11 protein-coding genes and 1 tRNA gene are annotated in these 19,646 nt (G+C 48.8%); 11 read left to right on the top strand and 1 reads right to left on the bottom strand.

Going from position 1 to position 19,646, the window contains the following annotated elements; translation table 11 throughout:
• Positions 1-18: 18 nt before the first annotated feature.
• The 3 genes from ppsA (at position 19) to spxB (ending at position 5,825) form a co-directional block, all read left to right on the top strand.
• A complete protein-coding gene (ppsA, locus tag ACYVUU_RS07750) occupies positions 19-2,433 on the top strand; it encodes a phosphoenolpyruvate synthase (protein ID WP_484498970.1) in 2,415 nt (804 codons plus the stop codon).
• A 161-nt stretch (positions 2,434-2,594) separates the two neighbouring features.
• Positions 2,595-3,752: a hypothetical protein gene (locus ACYVUU_RS07745; RefSeq protein WP_484500557.1), complete on the top strand. Its 1,158-nt coding sequence runs from the start codon at positions 2,595-2,597 to the stop codon at positions 3,750-3,752.
• Between the two features lie 222 nt (positions 3,753-3,974).
• Positions 3,975-5,825, top strand: coding sequence for a pyruvate oxidase (gene spxB / locus ACYVUU_RS07740; RefSeq protein ID WP_484498971.1), 1,851 nt, complete (start codon positions 3,975-3,977; stop codon positions 5,823-5,825).
• 234 nt (positions 5,826-6,059) lie between these two features.
• On the opposite strand, the gene ACYVUU_RS07735 is transcribed toward spxB, so the two are convergent.
• Positions 6,060-6,143, bottom strand: a tRNA-Leu gene (locus ACYVUU_RS07735).
• Positions 6,144-6,242: 99 nt separating this feature from the next.
• On the opposite strand from ACYVUU_RS07735, the gene ACYVUU_RS07730 reads away from it, so the two are divergent.
• From ACYVUU_RS07730 to ACYVUU_RS07695, 8 genes are all read left to right on the top strand, one after another.
• A complete protein-coding gene (locus ACYVUU_RS07730; RefSeq protein ID WP_484500556.1) occupies positions 6,243-7,529 on the top strand; it encodes a serine hydrolase in 1,287 nt (428 codons plus the stop codon).
• A 1-nt stretch (position 7,530) separates the two neighbouring features.
• Entirely contained in the window at positions 7,531-8,382 is an 852-nt protein-coding gene (locus tag ACYVUU_RS07725) for an NAD(P)H-hydrate dehydratase (RefSeq protein ID WP_484500554.1), read from the top strand.
• A 15-nt stretch (positions 8,383-8,397) separates the two neighbouring features.
• Positions 8,398-9,951, top strand: coding sequence for a Rib/alpha-like domain-containing protein (locus tag ACYVUU_RS07720; RefSeq protein ID WP_484500553.1), 1,554 nt, complete (start codon positions 8,398-8,400; stop codon positions 9,949-9,951).
• 467 nt (positions 9,952-10,418) lie between these two features.
• Entirely contained in the window at positions 10,419-14,462 is a 4,044-nt protein-coding gene (locus ACYVUU_RS07715) for a SpaA isopeptide-forming pilin-related protein (protein ID WP_484500551.1), read from the top strand.
• 164 nt (positions 14,463-14,626) lie between these two features.
• Positions 14,627-15,286 (top strand): IS607 family transposase, encoded by a 660-nt coding sequence (locus ACYVUU_RS07710; protein ID WP_484500548.1) that lies wholly within the window; start codon positions 14,627-14,629, stop codon positions 15,284-15,286.
• Entirely contained in the window at positions 15,210-16,808 is a 1,599-nt protein-coding gene (locus tag ACYVUU_RS07705) for an RNA-guided endonuclease TnpB family protein (protein ID WP_484500546.1), read from the top strand. The genes ACYVUU_RS07710 and ACYVUU_RS07705 overlap by 77 nt, the downstream gene beginning before the upstream one ends.
• A 399-nt stretch (positions 16,809-17,207) precedes the next feature.
• Positions 17,208-18,824, top strand: a complete 1,617-nt coding sequence (locus ACYVUU_RS07700) for an isopeptide-forming domain-containing fimbrial protein (protein ID WP_484500545.1) — start codon at positions 17,208-17,210, stop codon at positions 18,822-18,824.
• On the top strand, positions 18,814-19,635 hold the full coding sequence (locus ACYVUU_RS07695) for a class C sortase (protein WP_484500544.1): 822 nt from the start codon (positions 18,814-18,816) through the stop codon (positions 19,633-19,635). Before ACYVUU_RS07700 ends, ACYVUU_RS07695 begins: the two co-directional genes overlap by 11 nt.
• Positions 19,636-19,646: the final 11 nt, after the last annotated feature.

The raw sequence follows: 19,646 nt of genomic DNA, 5'->3' as shown, positions 1-19,646 counted from the left end.
TGATATGAGGTGAAAACAATGGAAGTTAACGACAAGAAGGAATTGACTGAGGAAGAACGCCAAAATGCATACGTTCTTTGGTTTAACCAACTGCGCCGCGAAGACGTGGCCCTGGTTGGGGGCAAATCATCATCATTGGGTGAATTGACTTCAGGTACTGACGTGCCAGTGCCTTATGGCTTCGCGACTACTGCTCACGGCTACCGGCACTTCATGGAAGTCAATGGCTTGAACGAGAAGGTAAATGCCTTGCTGGCAACTTTGAAGGACCCAGAAGACTCAGAAGAACTGCACCGGGTCTGCAGCCAGATCAGAAAGATCATGCGTGAGGCACCAATGCCGGAAGACTTGGCCGAAGACATCGGCAACTCATATGACGAACTGGCCAAGATGACCGGGCAAAACGAACCATACGTTGCGGTTCGTTCAAGTGCTACGGCCGAAGACCTGCCAGATGCTTCATTTGCCGGGGAACAGGACACTTACCTTAACGTTAGAAGCCGCAAGGATGTTATCCGCAAGGTACAAGACTGCTACGCTTCCCTGTTCACGGACCGGGCAACCTACTACCGGATCAAGCAGAACTTCCCGCAAGAGAAAGTTGCTTTGTCAGCAGCTGTCCAAATGATGGCCTTCTCCAAGTCAGCCGGGGTTATGTTCACGGTTAACGTTGCCAACGGTGACGACACCAAGGTCATGATCGAAGGTTCATGGGGCCTGGGCGAATACATCGTTCAAGGGACAGTTACCCCGGACAACTTCGAAGTTGACAAGGAAAGCATGCAAATCGCAAGCAAGACCATCAACAACAAGAACATTGAATTGATCCGTCTGCCAGGCGGCGGGGTTGAACAAAGAGACGTCCCGGAAGACGTAGCCAAGACTCCATGCTTGACTGATGAAGAAGTCATTGAACTTGCCGGCTACGCTAAGCAGATTGAAAAGCACTATGGCTGCTACATGGACATGGAATGGTCCAGAGACCAGGACGACAAGCTCTGGCTCGTTCAAGCCCGTCCGGAAACTGTTTGGTCACAAAGAAAGAAGGAGGGCGGCGCCAAGGAAGAAACTGACGTTAAGGCTCCAAGCTCCAACAAGGTTTTGGTCAAGGGTCTGCCAGCCAGCCCAGGCGTAGCTTCTGGTATCGTGCACGTAATTGACGACCCGAAGGACATCGGTGAATTCAAGGAAGGCGAAATCCTGGTTACCTTGATGACCTCACCAGACTGGGTACCAGCCATGAAGAAGGCGGCCGCTATTGTTACCAACAACGGTGGGATGACCTGCCACGCCGCTATCGTTTCCCGGGAAATGCAGATTCCATGTATCGTTGGTACCGCCAGCCGGGGGACTTTTGCAACCAGATTGCTGAAGACTGGCCAGGAAGTAACGGTTGACGCCAAGAACGGGGTTGTCTACCAAGGTGTAGCCGAGGAAGTCGTTAAGCCAAAGAAGGCTGAGACCGCGCCAATGGCCGCTGCTGAATACTTCCCGCCAACGGCAACCAGAGTCATGATGAACCTGGGTGACCCAGACCTGGCTGAAAAGTACTCAACTCTGCCAGCTGATGGTATCGGTTTGATGCGGGAAGAATTCTTGTGGACCACTTACATCCACCAGCACCCGCTTTACTTGATTGAAACCGGCCACCCAGAACGGGTTGTCAACGAACTGGCCAACGGGATCAGCAAGGTCTGCCGGGCCATGAACCCAAGACCAGTTGTCTTAAGATTCTCTGACTTCAAGTCCAGCGAATACCGGAACTTGAAGGGCGGGGAGAAGTACGAACCGCATGAACCAGCTGACCTGCTTGGCTGGCGCGGGGCAAGCCGCTACTACGACCCGAAGTACATTGAAGCCTTCAAGCTGGAACTGGAAGCAGTCAAGAAGGTTAGAAACGAATTCGGCCTCAAGAACTTGAACGTCATGATCCCATTCTGCAGAACTGTTGAAGAAGCAGAAAAGGTAACCAAGATCATGGCTGACGAAGGGCTTGAGCGCAGCCGTGACTTCAAGGTCTTCATGATGGCGGAAATTCCATCCAACATCATTTTGGCTGACAAGTTCAACAAGTTTGTTGACGGCTACTCAATCGGGTCAAACGACTTGACCATGCTGATCATGGGGACTGACCGGAACAACGACGCCGTTTCCGCCCTCTACGACGAACGCAACCTGGCTGTTAAGCGGGCAATCCGTCACTTGATCAAGACCGCCCACAAGGATGGCAAGACCGTTTCCATCTGCGGCCAGGCACCTTCAGAATACCCAGACTTCACTGAATTCTTGGTTAAGAGCGGGATTGACTACGTTTCCGTAAACCCGGACATGGTTAAGGAAACCAAGCTCAACGTGGCTCACTTTGAACAAAGAATCCTGCTGGACAAGGCTACTGGCCTGGGGATGCAGGACACTGAAGATTACGAATGGTAATTAGACTGATTTGATCATCAAGTCGCTCCTTATGGAGCGGCTTTTTTGTTGAATATTGCAAAAATCAAGCATTTCATGTCAATTTGACGTAAAATTGAAAATGAATTATCATAATTTTTTTAGCAAAAATCAGCACTTTAAGTTAAGAGGAAAGCAGATACATGGCACAACAATACTACTCAATGGATCAAATCGCAAAATTGGCACAGGTTTCCCAGCAGCAGGTCTACTACCTGATCAACATGAAGTTTAAGTTCAAGCCGACCTTGACTGACCCAAGCGGAAATAAATTTTATGACGAGCGAGCGGTGGGCCAGATCTTCCAAGAGCTGGGCAAGGTTTTGCCCAAGTCGGCAGCTTCGCCGGCAACCGACAACGGCCTTTTGGACATCAATGCCCTGGCAGAAACCACTGGCCTGGGCAAGAAGAAGCTGCGGATCTTTTTGCGGGAACACAAGGAATTGAAGCCAGACTTCGTTGATGAAAAGAACCACAACAAGAAGTACTGGGGACCAAACGCCATCCAGTACATCAACGACCACTTCGCAGCTGAAGAGGAAAAGGCTGAAGAAAAAGCAACAGACCAAAAGACTGAAGCTGAAGAAAAGAGCTCTGAGGCTGAAGTCAAAGAAGAAAAAGCTGCAGAAGCAGTAGAAGTAGCAAAGACTGAAGACAAGCCAGCAGAGGAAGAAAAGCAAGAACAAGAAAGCCAGGAAAAGCAAGTAGAGACTACTGATACAGCCGAAGAAGAAAAGGTTGCAGAAGAAGCAGAAGATAAGCCAGCTGGTCCGCGCTTTATCAAGAAGGCACCGCGCCAGGCAACGGAAAAATTAGTTGAACACCCGCAAGTTGAATTGCCTTTTGCCTTTGATGATACCGAGGAAGCCGAAAACAAGGCTGAGGAGGCCGAAAAGCCTGCTCCTAAGCCAGAGGCCGGGGAAGAAGCAAAGCCGGCCGAAAAGGCTGAAAAGAGCCATGAGCCGGCAAATGACCAGCAGTTTGTCGTCCGTAAACGTACTAGCGACGACAAGCGGGGCCGGGGCAATTACGGCAAGCGCAGAAACAACCAGAGAAATGGTTACCAAAACCAAAACCGGACCAACAATTACTCTAAGCGGCGGGAACTTTTTGCCGGCAAGATGAAGCTGGTTACGGAAAAGGGGACTTTCTACACTGACCAGTTTGCCAGCCTGGAAGAACTGGCAGAATTCGTCTTTTCATCTAAGGACGGCTTCATGAAGGTGGAGAAGTACAACCGGGGCGAATTTTCACCAGCTTACATCTCAACCAAGAGCATTATCGAATTTGAAGAAGCTTAAAAAAAGCGGATCGGATGATCCGCTTTTTGCATGCTTTCATTGATAAAATTTTGTCTAATATTCATAGAATCTTTCTTAAAGCTGTGAAAAGCAAGAGATTGTCCTGGCAATATCCAAGAAAATAAAATTAATATTTTCACAATGTTGACAGCGCTTACAAGAAGCCTATAATTATTAATGTAAGTAATTTTTTGAAGGTATTAAATGTAAGGAGATTCACTTATGGCAAAAATTAAGGGTGCTAACGCAGTTTTAGATGTTATGTACAAGTGGGGCATTGACCACCTCTACGGTTTCCCAGGCGGTTCATTCGACTCAACCATGAACGCGATCTATGAAATGCAAGACAAGATCAAGTTCATCGAAGTTCGTCACGAAGAAGCTGCTTCTCTGGCTGCCTCAGCAGAATACAAGCTTACTGGCAAGCTTGGCGTCTGCATGGGTTCAGCCGGCCCTGGTGCCATCCACTTGATGAACGGCTTGTACGACGCTAAGTACGACAAGACCCCAATGGTTGCCCTGGTAGCCAACGTTCCAACTCCTCGTCAAGACATCAACTTCTTCCAAGCCTTTGACGAAATGCCATGGTTCCGTGACGTTGCCGTTTGGGTACACCAAGCCAAGACCAAGGAAGCTTTGCCAGTCTTGATGGACACTGCTATCCGCCAAGCTTACGCAAAGAAGGGTCCAGCTGTTTTGGTAATTCCTAAGGACTTCGGCTGGCAAGAAATCGAAGACAACTACCGCGTTTCCGCAAGCAACCACGTTGCTGACAACTACGCTGCTCCAACTGCTGAATCAATTGAAGCCGCAACTAAGTTGATCAAGGAAGCTAAGAACCCAGTTGTTTACTTCGGTTTGGGTGCTTCCGGCGCTGCCGACGAATTGAAGGAATTCTCTGACAAGTTCAAGATGCCAATGATGTCCTCATACCTGGGCAAGGGTATCGTTGAAGACAGCTTCAAGCCATACTTGGGTACTATCGGCCGTATCGGTGCCAAGGCTCCTAACGAAGTTCAAGGCCACACTGACCTGGTAGTATGGGTTGGTAACAACTCACCATTCTCAGTCTTGTGGTTCCCTAAGAACGCCAAGGTTATCCAAATCGACGTTGACCCAGAAAAGCAAGGCAAGCGTCACTCAGTTGACGTATCAATCCTGGCAGACGCCAAGAAGAGCTTGCGTGCTTTGATCGACGCTGGTGAAGCCCGTGAAGAATCACCACTTTACAAGGCTGCTTTGGCCGACCGTGAAGAATGGGACGCATGGACTGCTTCATTTGCTGACGACCACTTGAAGGACGAAGGCCGCGTACGCCAAGAACCAATCTGGGACGTCATCAACAAGGAAGCCGCAGACAACGCTGTCTTTGCAATTGATGTTGGTAACGTCAACATGGACCACGTACGTCTGTTGAACATGAACGGCAAGCAGCGCTGGACTACTTCCGGTTTGCACGCAACTATGGGCTACGGTTCACCAGCTGCCATTGCAGCCGCAACTGCTATGCCAGACCGTGAAGTATGGCACTTGGCCGGTGACGGTGGCTTCGCTATGATGAGTGAAGAACTGCTGACTTTGGCTCGCTACAACATGCACGTATTGACTGTTGTCTTCACTAACGAAACTTTGGGCTACATCGAAGCAGAACAACGTGACGAATCAAACCAGCCTCTGTCAGGTGTTATCTTGCCAGACAACGACTGGGCAAAGGTTGCTGAAGGTATGAACATGAAGGCCTTCACTGTTCACGACAAGGCTGAATTCCAAGCAGCTGTAGAAGAATGGAAGAAGATGGACGGCCCGGCCTTCATCGACGTTAAGTACACTAAGCACATGGCTTACTCAACTGAACTTAACACTTTGGACGACCCAGAATTCGTGAAGTACTACCACGCAGAAGCTCTGCACCCATTCTCATACTTTGCTGAAAAGTTTGGTTTGGACATTGACGCGGCTTCAGGTGCATCTGGTCACTCAGAAGACAAGGCTGACGCATTGCAAGTTCAAGCAACTACTAGCGCTTCATCTCCAGAAACTGCACCAGACACTACTTCAGGTGCTTCTCACTAATAGTCTAAACGGCGAATAAGAGCAAAAGAAGATCTCCTTTTTTGAGGGAGATCTTCTTTTTTGTCTTTGCCTTCTATTCTTTTTCTATATTTTCTCTTTTAGAAAAAATTAACTCTTTCTTAGAAGCAGTTTTCTATTATTTTGCTAGGCTAAAAAGGCAGTAGAAGCAAAAAAGAGCCGACCCTAAGGTCAGCTCTCAAAACTCCCATGCTGGACGTCCCAGCTATTCATTCATGCCCACTAAAGGAGTCGAACCTTCACTCTGTTGCCAGAACAGCGACCTGAACGCTGCGCGTCTGCCAATTCCGCCAAGTGGGCATCTCGTGCCTCAGCACATATTTAATAATAGCAAAAATTTGGTAAAATGGAAGTGCTAATTCAAAATTTTCGTAATTTTTTTTGAAAAGAGGAGCGATTTTGTTAAAAAAGATAAAAAAGGCGCTGCTGAGTCTGGCAGCCAGTGGATTTTTGCTGACCGGAATAAGTACTTGGCAGGCGGCGCCGGTTTCCGCGGCAACTGCCAACTATCAGCAGCAGGACCTGAACCTGGACGTCAAGGCAGCGATTGCCGTTGATGCCGACAGCGGGCAGATCCTTTATGCCAAGAATGCCACGACTCCGCGGCAGATTGCTTCCATGACCAAGCTGGTGACGGTTTACCTGACCCTGCAGGCCATTAAGCAAGGCAAGCTGTCCTGGACCAGCACGGCCAAGCCAACGTCCGCGATTGCCAAGGTCAGCCAGAACTCCGAGTATTCCAACGTGCCTTTGACCAGTGGCCATGCCTACACGATCAAGGAGCTCTACCGGGCTACTCTGATCGAATCCGCCAATGGGGCAGCTATGACCCTGGCCCAGGCTGTCAGCGGCGACCAGGTGACTTTTGTTAAAAAGATGCGTCAGCTTTTGACCAGCTGGGGGATCAAGGACGCCAAGATCTATAACGCCTGCGGCTTGGCCAACGGCAACCTTGGCTCAGCGGCTTACCCGGGCGTAGGCAAGAATGTTGAAAATGAGATGTCAGCCACTGACATGGCTATCGTCTGCCAGAAGCTCTTAAAGGACTTCCCGGAAGTCTTGCAGACGACTTCAATCACCAGCGCTACTTTCTCATCCGGCTCAACTCAAAGCCAGATGACCAACTGGAACTGGATGCTGAAGGGGCTCAGCAGCTACTATTCTGACCTGCCAGTTGACGGTTTGAAGACGGGGACGACTGACAAAGCAGGTGCCTGCTTCGCCGGGACTGTTAAGAAAAACGGCCACCGGATCATCACTGTAGTTTTGGGCGCCAAGCACGCAAACAGCCAGGACCCGTCCCGTTTCGTGCAGACGGCCAAATTGATGCACTATGTTTACCAAAACTACACGGCTGTTACCTTGAAGAAGGGGTCCAGCATCAGCGGGGCTAACACGGTCAAGGTGCCAGAAGGCAAGGAAACCAGCAGCAAAGTTGTTTTGGGCAAGACGGTGACCATCTGGGCCAAGCAGGGCAGCAAGCTGCAAACCTCTTTGTCCAAGACTGCAGTATCAGCACCTGTAAAGAAGGGGAGCAAGCTGGCCAGCTACAAGTTTTCAGCAACTAGCGGAAAATTGCCATCTCTTAGCGGTAAGACGGTGACCGCGCCAGCTGTAGCAACCAAGGACAATCAGGAGGCCAACTTCTTCGTCCGTCTGTGGCGGAGCATTTTTGGCAGCAAGTAAGATGAAAAGCATTGATGAAGATTTAGCCCGGCAGGTGGTCCGCCCCCGGCCGGCTGAAAGCCACAAGGGCAATTACGGCCGGGTCCTGCTGATTGGCGGAAATCGCCAGTACGGCGGAGCCATCAGCATGGCTGCTGAGGCCGCGGTATGTTCTGGGGCGGGCCTAACGACGGTAGCGACTGACCCGGTCAATTTAGCCGCCCTCCATTCCCGCCTGCCGGAAGCGGCCGTGCTTGACTACAATTCAGATCTGGCTGAGCAGATTTCCAAGTCTGACGTAATTTTGTGCGGTCCGGGCCTGGGCCTGGATGAAAAAGCCTGGAAAATTCTGGAAGCAGTCTGCAAGTATGCAGGCCTAAAGCAGACGATAATTTTTGACGCCAGCGCTTTAGACTTGCTCAGCCAAAAGCCAGACCTGCTCAAAAATCTCCAGGCTGGTTTGGTCGTTCTGACTCCCCACCAGATGGAATGGCAGAGGCTGAGCGGGATCAAGATTACTGACCAGGAAGACCAGGCCAATCAAGCGGCTCTTTCGCGTTTGTTTTCGGGCGAAATGAAAAATGTTATACTGGTCTTGAAGGCACATCGAACGCGAGTATATGGTTTTACAGGTGAAATCTACCGCAATTCAGCCGGCAACCCAGGGATGGCTACGGGTGGAATGGGCGATACTTTAGCCGGTATTATTGCCGCTTTTATTGGCCAGTTTGGACCCAAGCTGACCAGCGTTTTAGCAGCGGTTTACTGCCATTCAAGGGCAGGAGACGACCTTTACCAGTCTTCCTACCTTGTCCGGCCAACGCAAATCTCTGCTTATATGCCGCGCTTGATGAAGCGCCTAAGCACCTGTTAGATATCGGAGGAAATTATGAAAAAGTCAAAGTATCTTACCCTGCTTTCAGTGGCCGCTTTGACCCTGCTGACCAGCGGAATCGGCAGCCAAGCTGTCTTGGCCGACACGGATACGGCGCAAACGACGGACACGACGACCAATACGTCAACTAATACGACTACGGATACGTCGGATGCATCAACTGCTTTAAACCAGCAGGAAGCCAAAGGGCAGAAGATGACCACGACCGTGGGCACTCTGCCGGATGCTTCTGACGCCATCAGCAACAAGTCTGATTTAAAGAGCGTTCAGGGTTACAGCTGGAAGACCACGCCAGACGTGTCAACTGCCGGCAGCCAGAAGGCAACGGTAGTCATCACTTATACTGACGGGACGACCAGTGAAGTTGCAGTCGACTTAGTAGTAACCAGTTATGCCAGCCAGAACAGCCCGGTCGCCAAGACTGGCTTGACTGCCAAGGTTGGCCAGACTTTGTCGGCCAGCTCAGCTATCAGCAACCTTTCCAGTCTCAAGAACGTGGCCAGCGTGACCTGGAAGCAGGCGCCAAGCACCGCCAAGGCTGGCACGGTTAAAGGGATTGTTTTAGTAACCTACACCGACAAGTCGACCGACACGGTAGATATCACGGTTAAAGTGTCTTCAGTCGTGACGACCAAGAAGTCGGTCAAGAAGAGCAAGAAGAAGCAATATGTAACCAAGACCCGGAAGATCATCTTGGACCGTCCGGGCAAGAACAAGACCATCACCCAAAAGGTTAAGCTGTCCAGAACGGTGACGACGACCACCACGACAACTAAAAGCTATACTGATGGCAAATTGACCAAGACTTCGACCAGCTCTAAGAAGAGCTATGGCAAGTGGTCAAAAGGGACCTGGAAGAGTTATAAGGTTCCTACTATAAGCGGCTACAAGCGCAGCACGACTAAGGTTAAGGCCAAGACGGTAACCAGCAAGACCAAGAACGTTACGGTCAAGGTTAGCTACAAGCAGGTCCTTCATAAGCCGGCCAACGCTCCTTACTATGACCCAGCAGACATGCGGGCCAAGACCGGGGACTACTACTTCAAGTCAAGCGAGAAGCGGGCTTACCCGAACCTGGCCAAGTACAAGAATGTTTGGATCCGGGTTTCCATTTTGGGCAACCGGGTCTACGTCATGAGCGGCAAGAAGGTCATCTACACCATGTACTCGTCAGCCGGCCGTTTTGAAATGACTAATGGCAAGTACCAAAGCGACACGCCGCGCGGCACCTTCTCGATCAAGGCAGCCTATGGTCCGTCCTTTGTCTCATCAGACGGCGTAGGGGCCCGCTACTACATGGCCTACTATGGCAGTGACTACTTGTTCCACAGCGTGCCGATCAACAACTACGGCTCTGGTGTCTACTACAAGGGCTACCACTATGGCTACGGCGGCGTCGGCAGCAATGCCCACTTGACTGTGCAGGGGACCAAGCCGGACTCCCACGGCTGCATCCGCTTGACCTTGAGCGATGCCCGCTGGCTGTACGGTCAACGGACTTCAGGCAAGCTGAAGGTAGGGACCAAGGTCGTTATCAAGTATAAGTAGGCCTTTAAGTAGAATTTCTGGTCAAAAGAGCAATATTGCTTGTTAATGTAAAAGTAAACAGGACTTTTTCACAGAAAGTGAAAGAGCCCTGTTTTTTTGTCTTGTATAGACTTAAAACGACTAGTATTACGATATTACAAAGATGTGTAATGGCTGCGTATAGAAAACTATATCTGTAATACAATTCAACTATTTTTGTGAATTAAATTTAAGCCCCATATGATAACTAAAAACTAATTACTTTTTTGTGAAATAATTTTGCGTAAAAGATGATAGAGGCCTATATTTAAGACGATAGTTGAAGGTTTAGCCCCGGCTTTTTAAGGGGTGATGAGTTTGTGTATTAACTTAATGTTATTTATGCCTTATAGGCGTAGGAATAACGTTATAATTAGTTCCTTAACAATTGGATAAAGCAGTATAAAAAGTTTCACTTTGAGAAAAGATGATAAATTGGGTGATTTGAAATGAAATGGGTTAAAAAGAAGAGCTGCTGGAAGCTTCTCCACTCGCTGACGGCACTTGTGCTCACTTTGAGCCTGCTTCTGCCATGTGGGGCCGGAATAGCGGAATATATTCTCGCCCCTTCTTCAGCAGTAGCTGCAGTTAAGAGCAGCGCGGACCTGGCTGAAGAAAAATGGATTAAGGATATAACTATTTCGACCAAGCAAAATATCAATGGCCAGGCCAAATGGGTCAAGGTCGATAGCGGCAGCAGCCTGGAGAACGGGGCAAACGTGCAAGCCAAGATTGACTTTACGATTCCGCATGATTCATTAGCGGCCAAGGGCAAGGTTACTTACCAGTTCCCCGATGGCTTCAAGATCGACAAAGAACTGTCCGGTCATGTCTATGACAAGAAAGACACCAGCAAGATAATCGGTGACTACACTATTTCTACTTCTGGGAAAGTTGAGATCAGCTTCAATGACAATTTTGATCCGGCTGCCGGCCTGGAAAAAGCGGAACTGATGGTCACCGGGACTTTGGAAAAATCCAGCTCCTCTAGCGATAAGCCGATAGTTTTCCCGGGATCGGGAACCAGCATTACGATTAAGAAGCATGAGGAAACGGAAACAAAAGACATTTCCGTCAAAAAGACTGGCCAAGTCTCCAGCGACCAGAATAAAGTAGACTACACGGTTACCGTTTCATCGCAAAACGGCAGCCCGGACAAGGTCAATGTGACTGACCAGCTGGCTTGGATCAACAATGCGACCGGCAAGTATAAAGAGGGCAGCTTCAAGATTGTCAAAGAAGATGCCAGCGGCCAAAAGACAGAGATGAGTCTGTCAGACTACAAGCCGCAGATCGACAACAATACTTTTACAATTAAAGATCTGCCGCAACTGGGCAAGGGTGAATCTTACAAGATCACCTACTCAGTTGGAATTACCCCTAAAGACGGGACTAACGGCTATGTGCAGGTTGGCAACAACGTTAAGGCGACCTCCGGGAAAAAAGAAAGCTATGGTGGAGACCAAGAGACAGTTTCCAAGTCTCTGGTTGACAAATCCGGCAATTACAGCAAGGGCGGGATCGATTGGACGATCACCGTCAATGACGCCCGCCGGGATATCAGCCACTACCAGCTTAGTGATGATCTGCCAAACAAGCTGACTTTGGACGGCGACATAACGATCACTGACAACGATGACTCAAGTCAGTCAGCAAATGTTTTGAATAAAGTGATTGTTAAGGGCAAAAAAGGCGACAGCCAGATTCAGCTGGACTTTTCAAAGTTGCCGGACAGCTTGAAGAAGCACAGTTTCAAGATCGTCTACAAGACAAAGACAGCTTCTTTACCAGCAAACACCAAGGTGACCAACAAGGCTGACTTCAAGGGTGACGGCCACAGCTATACGGCTAGCGGCGAAACAACCGTAACTGAAGAAACTGGCAATTTTGACTTAAAGAAACAGTATGACTCAGAAGAAAAGCTGAATGCCGATGAGCAGCGCTACAAGTGGCACTCAGATATGACCTTGACTGGTGAAAAGCTGTCAACCTTGACTTATGAAGACTACATCTACAATGCTTCAAGCTATACCAGTCACGATGAAGCCGCGGTTGACCGGGGAAACAGCAGTCACTACGCTTTAGCAAGTGAGCTCTACCGGGAATTGACTGACAAGAGCCAGCAAAGTCTGACTGGCGAAAACAGCAGCTATGTTTTAGGCAGAGACTACAAGCTGGAACTGACCTGCTATGACAAGGACGGGAAGGTCGTTGCAAATACTGACTCATCTACTCCAGTCAAGAAGTTCAAGTTGCAGCTGACGGCCGTTTCTGGCAAGACTTTGACGCCGACTAAGTACACGATTCACTATTCAACCCGTGCCAAGGTCAGCGAAGCAGTTGCCGGTGAAACCTGGACCTACTACAACAAGGGGACCTTGGTCAGCGTCAATGACAAGAAGCAAAACAAGGAAAGCTATGACCAGCACAGCTTCTCAGTCAAGAACCACATCAGCAAGCTGGCCAGCTTGACTGGTGATGCGGGCAGTTACCAAAGCAAGCCGATTACGTCAGATATTGACAAGGCCAACGGCAAGATCTACTACAAGCTTTTGCTTGACGTGGACAAGGGTTCAAGCGGCAAATTGGTCGTTACGGACACTCTGCCAAAAGGCTTGACCTATGTTGAAGGATCCCTTAAAGCGGCCTTTTACTCAAACGATTGGTACACTTGGACCAAGCAAGACAACGGCTATGACCTGGACAAGGAACAAAAGCCGCAGATCGCAGCTGAGAAAACTGCTGACGGGCAGACCAAGCTGACTATTACCCTGCCAGCAGGTTACGACAGCAGCAATGACCAAAAGATCCAGCTGACCTACGAAGCATCGTTTGAAGATGACAGTGCTTGGAAAAACATGAAGAATAAGTCCGAGACTTATGTCAACACCGCCAGTTTCAAAGGTGATGAAGACAGCCAGAAGACGACCATCAACCGGGATGTTCCTGTTTTGGCCAAGACTGGCAGCCAGGTCAAGGACGCCAGTGGCAGCTTGACCAATGAAGTTGCTTACCAGGTCAACATCAATCCAGCGGCTGATGACCTTAATCCAAACGGGGACACGGTTATTTTGACCGACCAGTTGTCCATGCCGGACGGGATGCAGGCTTACCTTAAATTGAAAGAAACCAAGCTTTACCAGTATGACCCAACTGCTAAGGACCACTTGGGCAAGGAATTAGATCCAAGCTTATACAGCTTGAACTATGACCCAGACAAGCAGCAATTAAAGCTGGAACTGCCAGACAAGCAGGCCTGCGTTCTGGTCTACCATTACAGTTTTGACAGTGGGGACAACATTGATCCGACTGTTTCCAACAGCGCTTCTCTGGCTGGCCATTACTCAGCAAATACTTCCAGCAAACTGACCAACAGCGACTCCTCCGCTTCCATCGCGGCTAAAAAGGTGACCGTCTACAAGGTCGACGCGGACAACAATGCCAAGACTTTGCCAGGAGCCCAGTTCAGCCTGGAAGAACAGGACAACGGCAGCTGGAAGAAGGTTTCATCAAACTTGACGACAGATAAAGAAGGGAAGGTTGTTGTTGCTGACTTAGACAACAACGCGGTCTACCGGATCAAGGAAACTAAGGCGCCAGAAGGCTACGGCCTCAACCAGAACTACTACTACCTGTCCTGGATGAACGGCAAGAAGAGCAAGAGCGAGATCTACAGCGGTCTTGCTGCAAATATCCAAAATGAAATTGGCGGGCAAAAGAACGTTCACTTCTTTGCCAGTGCCGGCGGCTCAATCTACGTGCCAGACAGCTACTGCCAATTGAAGGTAAGCAAGACCTGGCTGAACCATGACGGCACGGCCGGCCAGGCTGGAGTGCCGGAAATTACGGTTCACCTCTACCGGGCTGTCAAGAAGCTGGATGGGGTGAAGGTCAAGGTAACCGTTATAGATGGCTGGGGCAATACAAATAGCAGCTATGACTGGACAGTCGCCAAGGGCAGCACGGTCAGCCTGTCTTGGGAAAAGCAGGGAGCCATTGATAGTTCCGGCTTAGCCAGCGTCCTGGTTAACGGGATTGACCAGCAGCTGCAGTCTGGCAGCAAGGCTTTTGCTTCCAGTGCCCTTAATGAAGATACAAATATCGTCATTAAGGCCAACAGTTGGATCAATTCACCGGAAATCGACAAGACAGATCCGCAGCTGGCGATTGACCAGACTAGTAAGACCTTGGTTGACACGGTCAAGCTCTCCAGTGCCAACAACTGGCAATATGTCTGGAGTGACTTGCCGCAAGAAGATAAAGATGGAAACAGCTTAGTATATTTCGCAGAAGAGGAGGCGGTGCCAGGATACACCAGCAGCTACCGGAACAACAATGGGATCAAGAATGGGGAGATCACCATCTTGAACCAGGCGAAGAGTGAAAACTTTGCCTTGCCAAAAGCCGGCGCGACCGGTATCTGGGCCTACGCGGCGATCGGCGTCAGCGCGGCCTTGACAGCTAGCTGGACAGCCAGAAGGAAAAAGAAGTAAATCAGCAGAGTAACAAGAGAGAATCAGCATAAAGAGAAAAAAGAAAGAGTAAACAAAGAGGGTGTAACTGCTAAAAATTATTCATTTCATCCGATGCTAAATAGCAACGTTTCTTACCAATTCTTGATATAATATCTATATCGAAAGATTGGAAGGAAGAAACGATGAGCGAATACATGTCCATATCAAAAGCAGCTGAGTACCTTAACGTTGCCAAGTCAACTCTCCGCAATTGGGAAGCTGAGGGATTGATTACACCGCTTAGAACCGCCTCCAATCAACGTCGCTACACTAAAGAAATGCTAGATGAAGTTCTGCAAGGAAATGTGAAGGCATCTAAGCCTAAGAAGCTACTGACCATCGGCTATTGCCGGGTTTCTTCTGGTCATCAAAAAGAAGACCTCCAAAGGCAGAAGGACGTAGTGTCTAGATATTGCGAAGTCAATGGCTATCAGTTTAAGATCGTTCAAGACGTTGGATCTGGTCTTAACTATAAGAAAAAGGGCCTGACAGAGCTGATCAACATGATCTGCAAGAAGCAGTGCGAACGAGTCGTGGTAAATTACCAAGACCGGCTTGTTCGTTTTGGCTTTGAAATGATTGAGACAATCTGCCAGGCAAACGACGTAGACTTGGTTGTCATCAATCAGACAGACAACGTTGATCCAAATTCAGAACTAGTCGAAGATGTTTTATCTATAATCACTGTTTTCTCAGCTAAGCTGTATGGAAAGAGGTCGCATCAGAATGCAAGAGTCATCCAAGAAAGCAAAAAGCTCTTCAATCAAGCAGACAGTGACAAAGACTCAGCCCAAGACAGTTAGAGTCTACTCCAAAAAGTTAAGCGATGAAGAATTTGCCAGAATGTCCGACTTCTTTGAAAGATACGGCAGATGTCGGCATTTCTTTTTGAACCGCTACTGCGGCATCAAGTCGATGCTTGCGGTTAATAGCTGGCAGGCCCTGCGCAACCAAGTTCGCAAGTGGGACAAACCGGTTAAAGGCGCAAAAGGAAAGCTGGAAACAGTCTACAACTTTCAGACCAAGCACTGGGTAGGTGCTCTCCGCGAGGCATGTGCCAACATAAAAAGTATGTGGTCGAATCTGGCTAACCGCTTGAAGAAAGTGATTCAAGGAAATGAAAATCTTTCTGCAGATCAGCGCCACCTTTTGTTCTTTATCTTGAAATTTAAAAGTGCATGGCAAGCCGTTCTTCTTCACAAGCCAATCGATTTGCCGGAAGAATATGCCGAAGCTTTAACTGAAATAGAAGCTAAGCTGACGGATAAGCAAATCAAGCAAGCATACAGCTACTTACGCCGGATTACGTATCGCTATCACTACCGAGCACGCAAGTCGGGCAAGCTTGGCTCTAGCATGAAGTGTGACTTGAATTGGGCATTTGAAGGAAATATTTTTTCATTCAGTTCAGACGTGCCTAGAAAGCAGTTTTCTGTGGAGATGACCAGCCCGTGGAGTTATCCACGCACCGGCGATATCACAGTAGTGCTAGACCGCATCAAGCAGCGCCTCGAAGTTCATAAGCTGATCACTAGCAAGCGTTACAGTAACAATTCAAAGAAGGCGATCGGCATTGACAAGGGGCTTGCCACCCTTCTTTCCTGCAGCAGTGGCAATGAATATGGTGAAAATTTTAGCAAGCTTGCCAATGCCATCGTTGACAAGTACGGCAAGCGAAACGCAAATCGGCAGCCTTATATGAGTTTGCGCTGGCTGCTCAATCAGCAGCTTGAGCAACTGGAAAAGGCAGACAAACCTTTGTCTAGGACAGCTTCGAAGAAGAAAAGAAAACTGCTTGGCAAGCTTAAGAATCTGGAGCAGAACAATATCGGCAGAAAGTCGTATGACAAGAGTTACCGCTCAGCGCAAGAAACTGTCAGAAGCTTTATCAACTGTGCGATAAACAGGATGATTGAGACAGAGCATCCGGCAGTCATTGCCAAGGAAGACTTGACGTTCGTAAAAGAAAAAGGCGTCAAATCAGATAACAGCAGATTCGCAAGAAAAATGCGCAAGCGCTTGAATTCATGGACTAAGGGCCAACTGGATGAACGCATTGAATATCTTTCAAGCAAGAATTCGATTGAAACTCATGATGTCAATCCGGCATATACTTCTCAGTACTGTCCGATCTGCGGGCAGCATTTTGAGGAAAGATACGGCAGTCATCATGAACTGACTAAATGCAAGAAATGCGGCGAGATGAATGCGAACATCGCCGCTGCAAAAAATATATTGAGTAGATTAACTGACGAAGAAATTACGCTTTACACGCCTTACAAGCGAGTTAAGGAAATTCTTGACAGTCGGATAAAAGAAGCATAAGCCTAGTAATACTACAACGTTGAAGGCTCTAGCATGTAAGAGCAGTCAGCTTTAACGAACTTAGTTCGGGGTATTAAAATCGCGGCTTGACTGCTTCGAGAAGGCATCACGATATGCTTGCCTGCTTTTTTGCGGGCAAGATGCCTTCAAGACTGCCATGCTAAAAGTTTTCAGTGGGGTAGATAAAAAGCTATTGGATGACGCCATCCGGCGTTGTTTGACAGCCAACCGTACTCACTGACCTTAACTTCAAAAGGTTAAAAATCTGATTTCTTTTGCCAAGTTGAATCTACCCGTAGATTTAACTAGAAAGGAATATCAGAAAAACTTACCAATACTGATGTGATTATCAAGATTTAGTAAGTTTTATGATTCGGTTAGGAAAACATGACTAGTAAAATGACGAGAAAGCTGAGCAGCCTGTTCAGCGCCCTGGTTTTGCTGTTCGGCCTGCTCGCTGCCATTCCGGCCAGCCTGCAGACTGTCCACGCGGCCAGTTCAATCAAGGTAACAATCAACGGTACTGATTCAAAGTACAATGGCTATCAGCTTTTGAAGGCTGAAGTCGGTTCTGACGATGCCGTAACTTACACTTTAAACAGCAAGTACAAGGACATCGTTTTAAAGGCCGCAAGTGACGCCAGCGGTAAAACCGTCAGCGACTTTGATGGCTTGAAGGATTTCATCAAGGCTCACTCCAAGTCAGACAACTCAACTGCGGGTGAAGACGCAACCTTGCGGAAGTTCGCTGACGCTGCCTACAAGGGGATCAGTTCAGCCAAGCTGGAAGCTGACCAGACCTTCAAGAGCGGGGAAAACACCCTGTCTACTGACAACGCCGGTTACTACCTGCTGGCTGACGCGACCGCGGACAATGCAAGTGACCCGCACAACTACTCAGCAACTCTGCTGACTGGCCTGGTTAACAAGGACGTGACTCTGAACGTTAAGTCCACCACTCCAACTGTTCACAAGAAGGTTCTGGAAGGCAACCCGGGTGCTACTAGCTCAAGAGACTATGTAGACGCTACTGACTACAACATTGGCGACACTGTTCCATTTATGGTTACTGGGACCATCTCCAGCCAAATCAAGTCATACGACAACTACACTTACTACTTTACTGACACCCTGCCAAAGGGCTTGACCTTGGACGAAAGCTCAATCGTTGTTCAAGCTGAAAACGTAACTTCTGGTTATGCTAAGGGGATCAACGCTACTGGCGCTACTAAATTGACCAAGGGTACCGACTACACTGTAACTACTACTAAGAACAACGACGGCAGCACCACTTTCAAGGTTGAATTGACTGACCTTAAGAAGCTGGTTGAAGCTGGCACGGTTAAGACTAGCGACACCATCGTCGTAACTTACAACACCAAGCTGAACGAAAACGCCGTAGTCGGTCAAGCTGGCAACGTCAACAATGTTAAGCTGACTTACTCCAACAACCCATACAGCAACGGTACTGGCACGACTACCAACAAGAATGCCAAGGTTTACACTTACGAACTGGTAGTCAACAAGACTGGTAACGGCAATAAGCCATTGACTGGAGCGGGCTTTACCCTGCAAAAGAAGGATGGCGACACTTACAAGACTATCGCTAAGATCGACCCGGACAAGACTACTGACAACAGCAGCATTGTTGCCAAGATCGTTGACGGGACCAAGTTCGAATTCTCCGGTCTTGACCAGGGTGAATACAAGATCGTCGAAAGCACGGTGCCAAAGGGCTACAAGAAGGCTGCTGACATCGACTTCAAGATTTCAGCAACTTTTGACAAGCAAAACTCTGCTGATGCTGCTTTGACTTCACTGTCTGTTAATAACTCTGCCTTGTCAGCTGACACGGCTTCAGGCGTCATCGAAACCACTGTGAACAACAAGTCCGACAGCGCCTTCGTTCTGCCAAGCACTGGTGGCATGGGCCGCTACATCTTCCTGGCAGCAGGTGCCCTGGTGGTTATTGCCGCTATCGCAGCTCCAAGCTTGAAGAAGAAGCGTGCAAACTAAGAGAAATACGCTGATCATTCGTTTAGTGGTCATTTTGGCCGGCTTTGCCATCTCCCTGTACCCAATCGTCAGCGACCACTTCAATACTCAAAACAGTGGCCGGAAGGCTGACGCCTACGCGAAGCTGGCGGCCAGGCAAAACAAGCGGCTGAAAGCCAACTTGTTTGCCAAGGCCAGAAAGTATAATAGGCGGCTAGCTCAAACGCCAGCCGCCTTTTATCATCCCAAAATTATCCCCGGCTACTGGCAAGACATGGTGGTGCCATCAACAGACGTGATGGCTTATGTCGATATTCACAAGATCCGGGTCCATCTGCCGATTTATCATGGCACGGCCAAGGCAGTCCTGGGGGATGGGATCGGTCATATGGAAGGCACCAGCTTGCCGATTGGCGGTAAGTCGACCCACGCGGTTTTGGTCGGCCACCGGGGCCTGCCCAGCGCGACGCTATTTACGGACTTGGATGAGCTCAAACTGGGTGACCATTTTACAGTGACTGTTTTAGACCGGAAGATCAGCTATAAAGTCGACGCGATTCATGTCGTCAAGCCGGACAGCTCTAAATATTTGAAAGTTGTTAAAGGCAAGGACTATTGCACCTTGCTGACTTGCACTCCTTACGGGATCAATACCAAGCGGCTTTTGATCAGGGGAGTCAGGGTCAAGAATCCGGCAGAGAAGACCAAGGATGCCTTCCATTTGCCGCTTAAAAAAGTTGTATACTATAGTGTAGTAGCCTTGATGTTCCTCCTGGTTCTTATTTGGCTGGGCCAACTGATAAAGGAACACAGGCAAGAAAGACATAAATAGAAGGAGGGTGG

It is taken from the genome of Lactobacillus sp. WILCCON 0058 (assembly GCF_057198005.1).
Note: the sequence above shows the minus strand (reverse complement) of the source record. Positions and strands in the feature narration are given on the sequence as shown.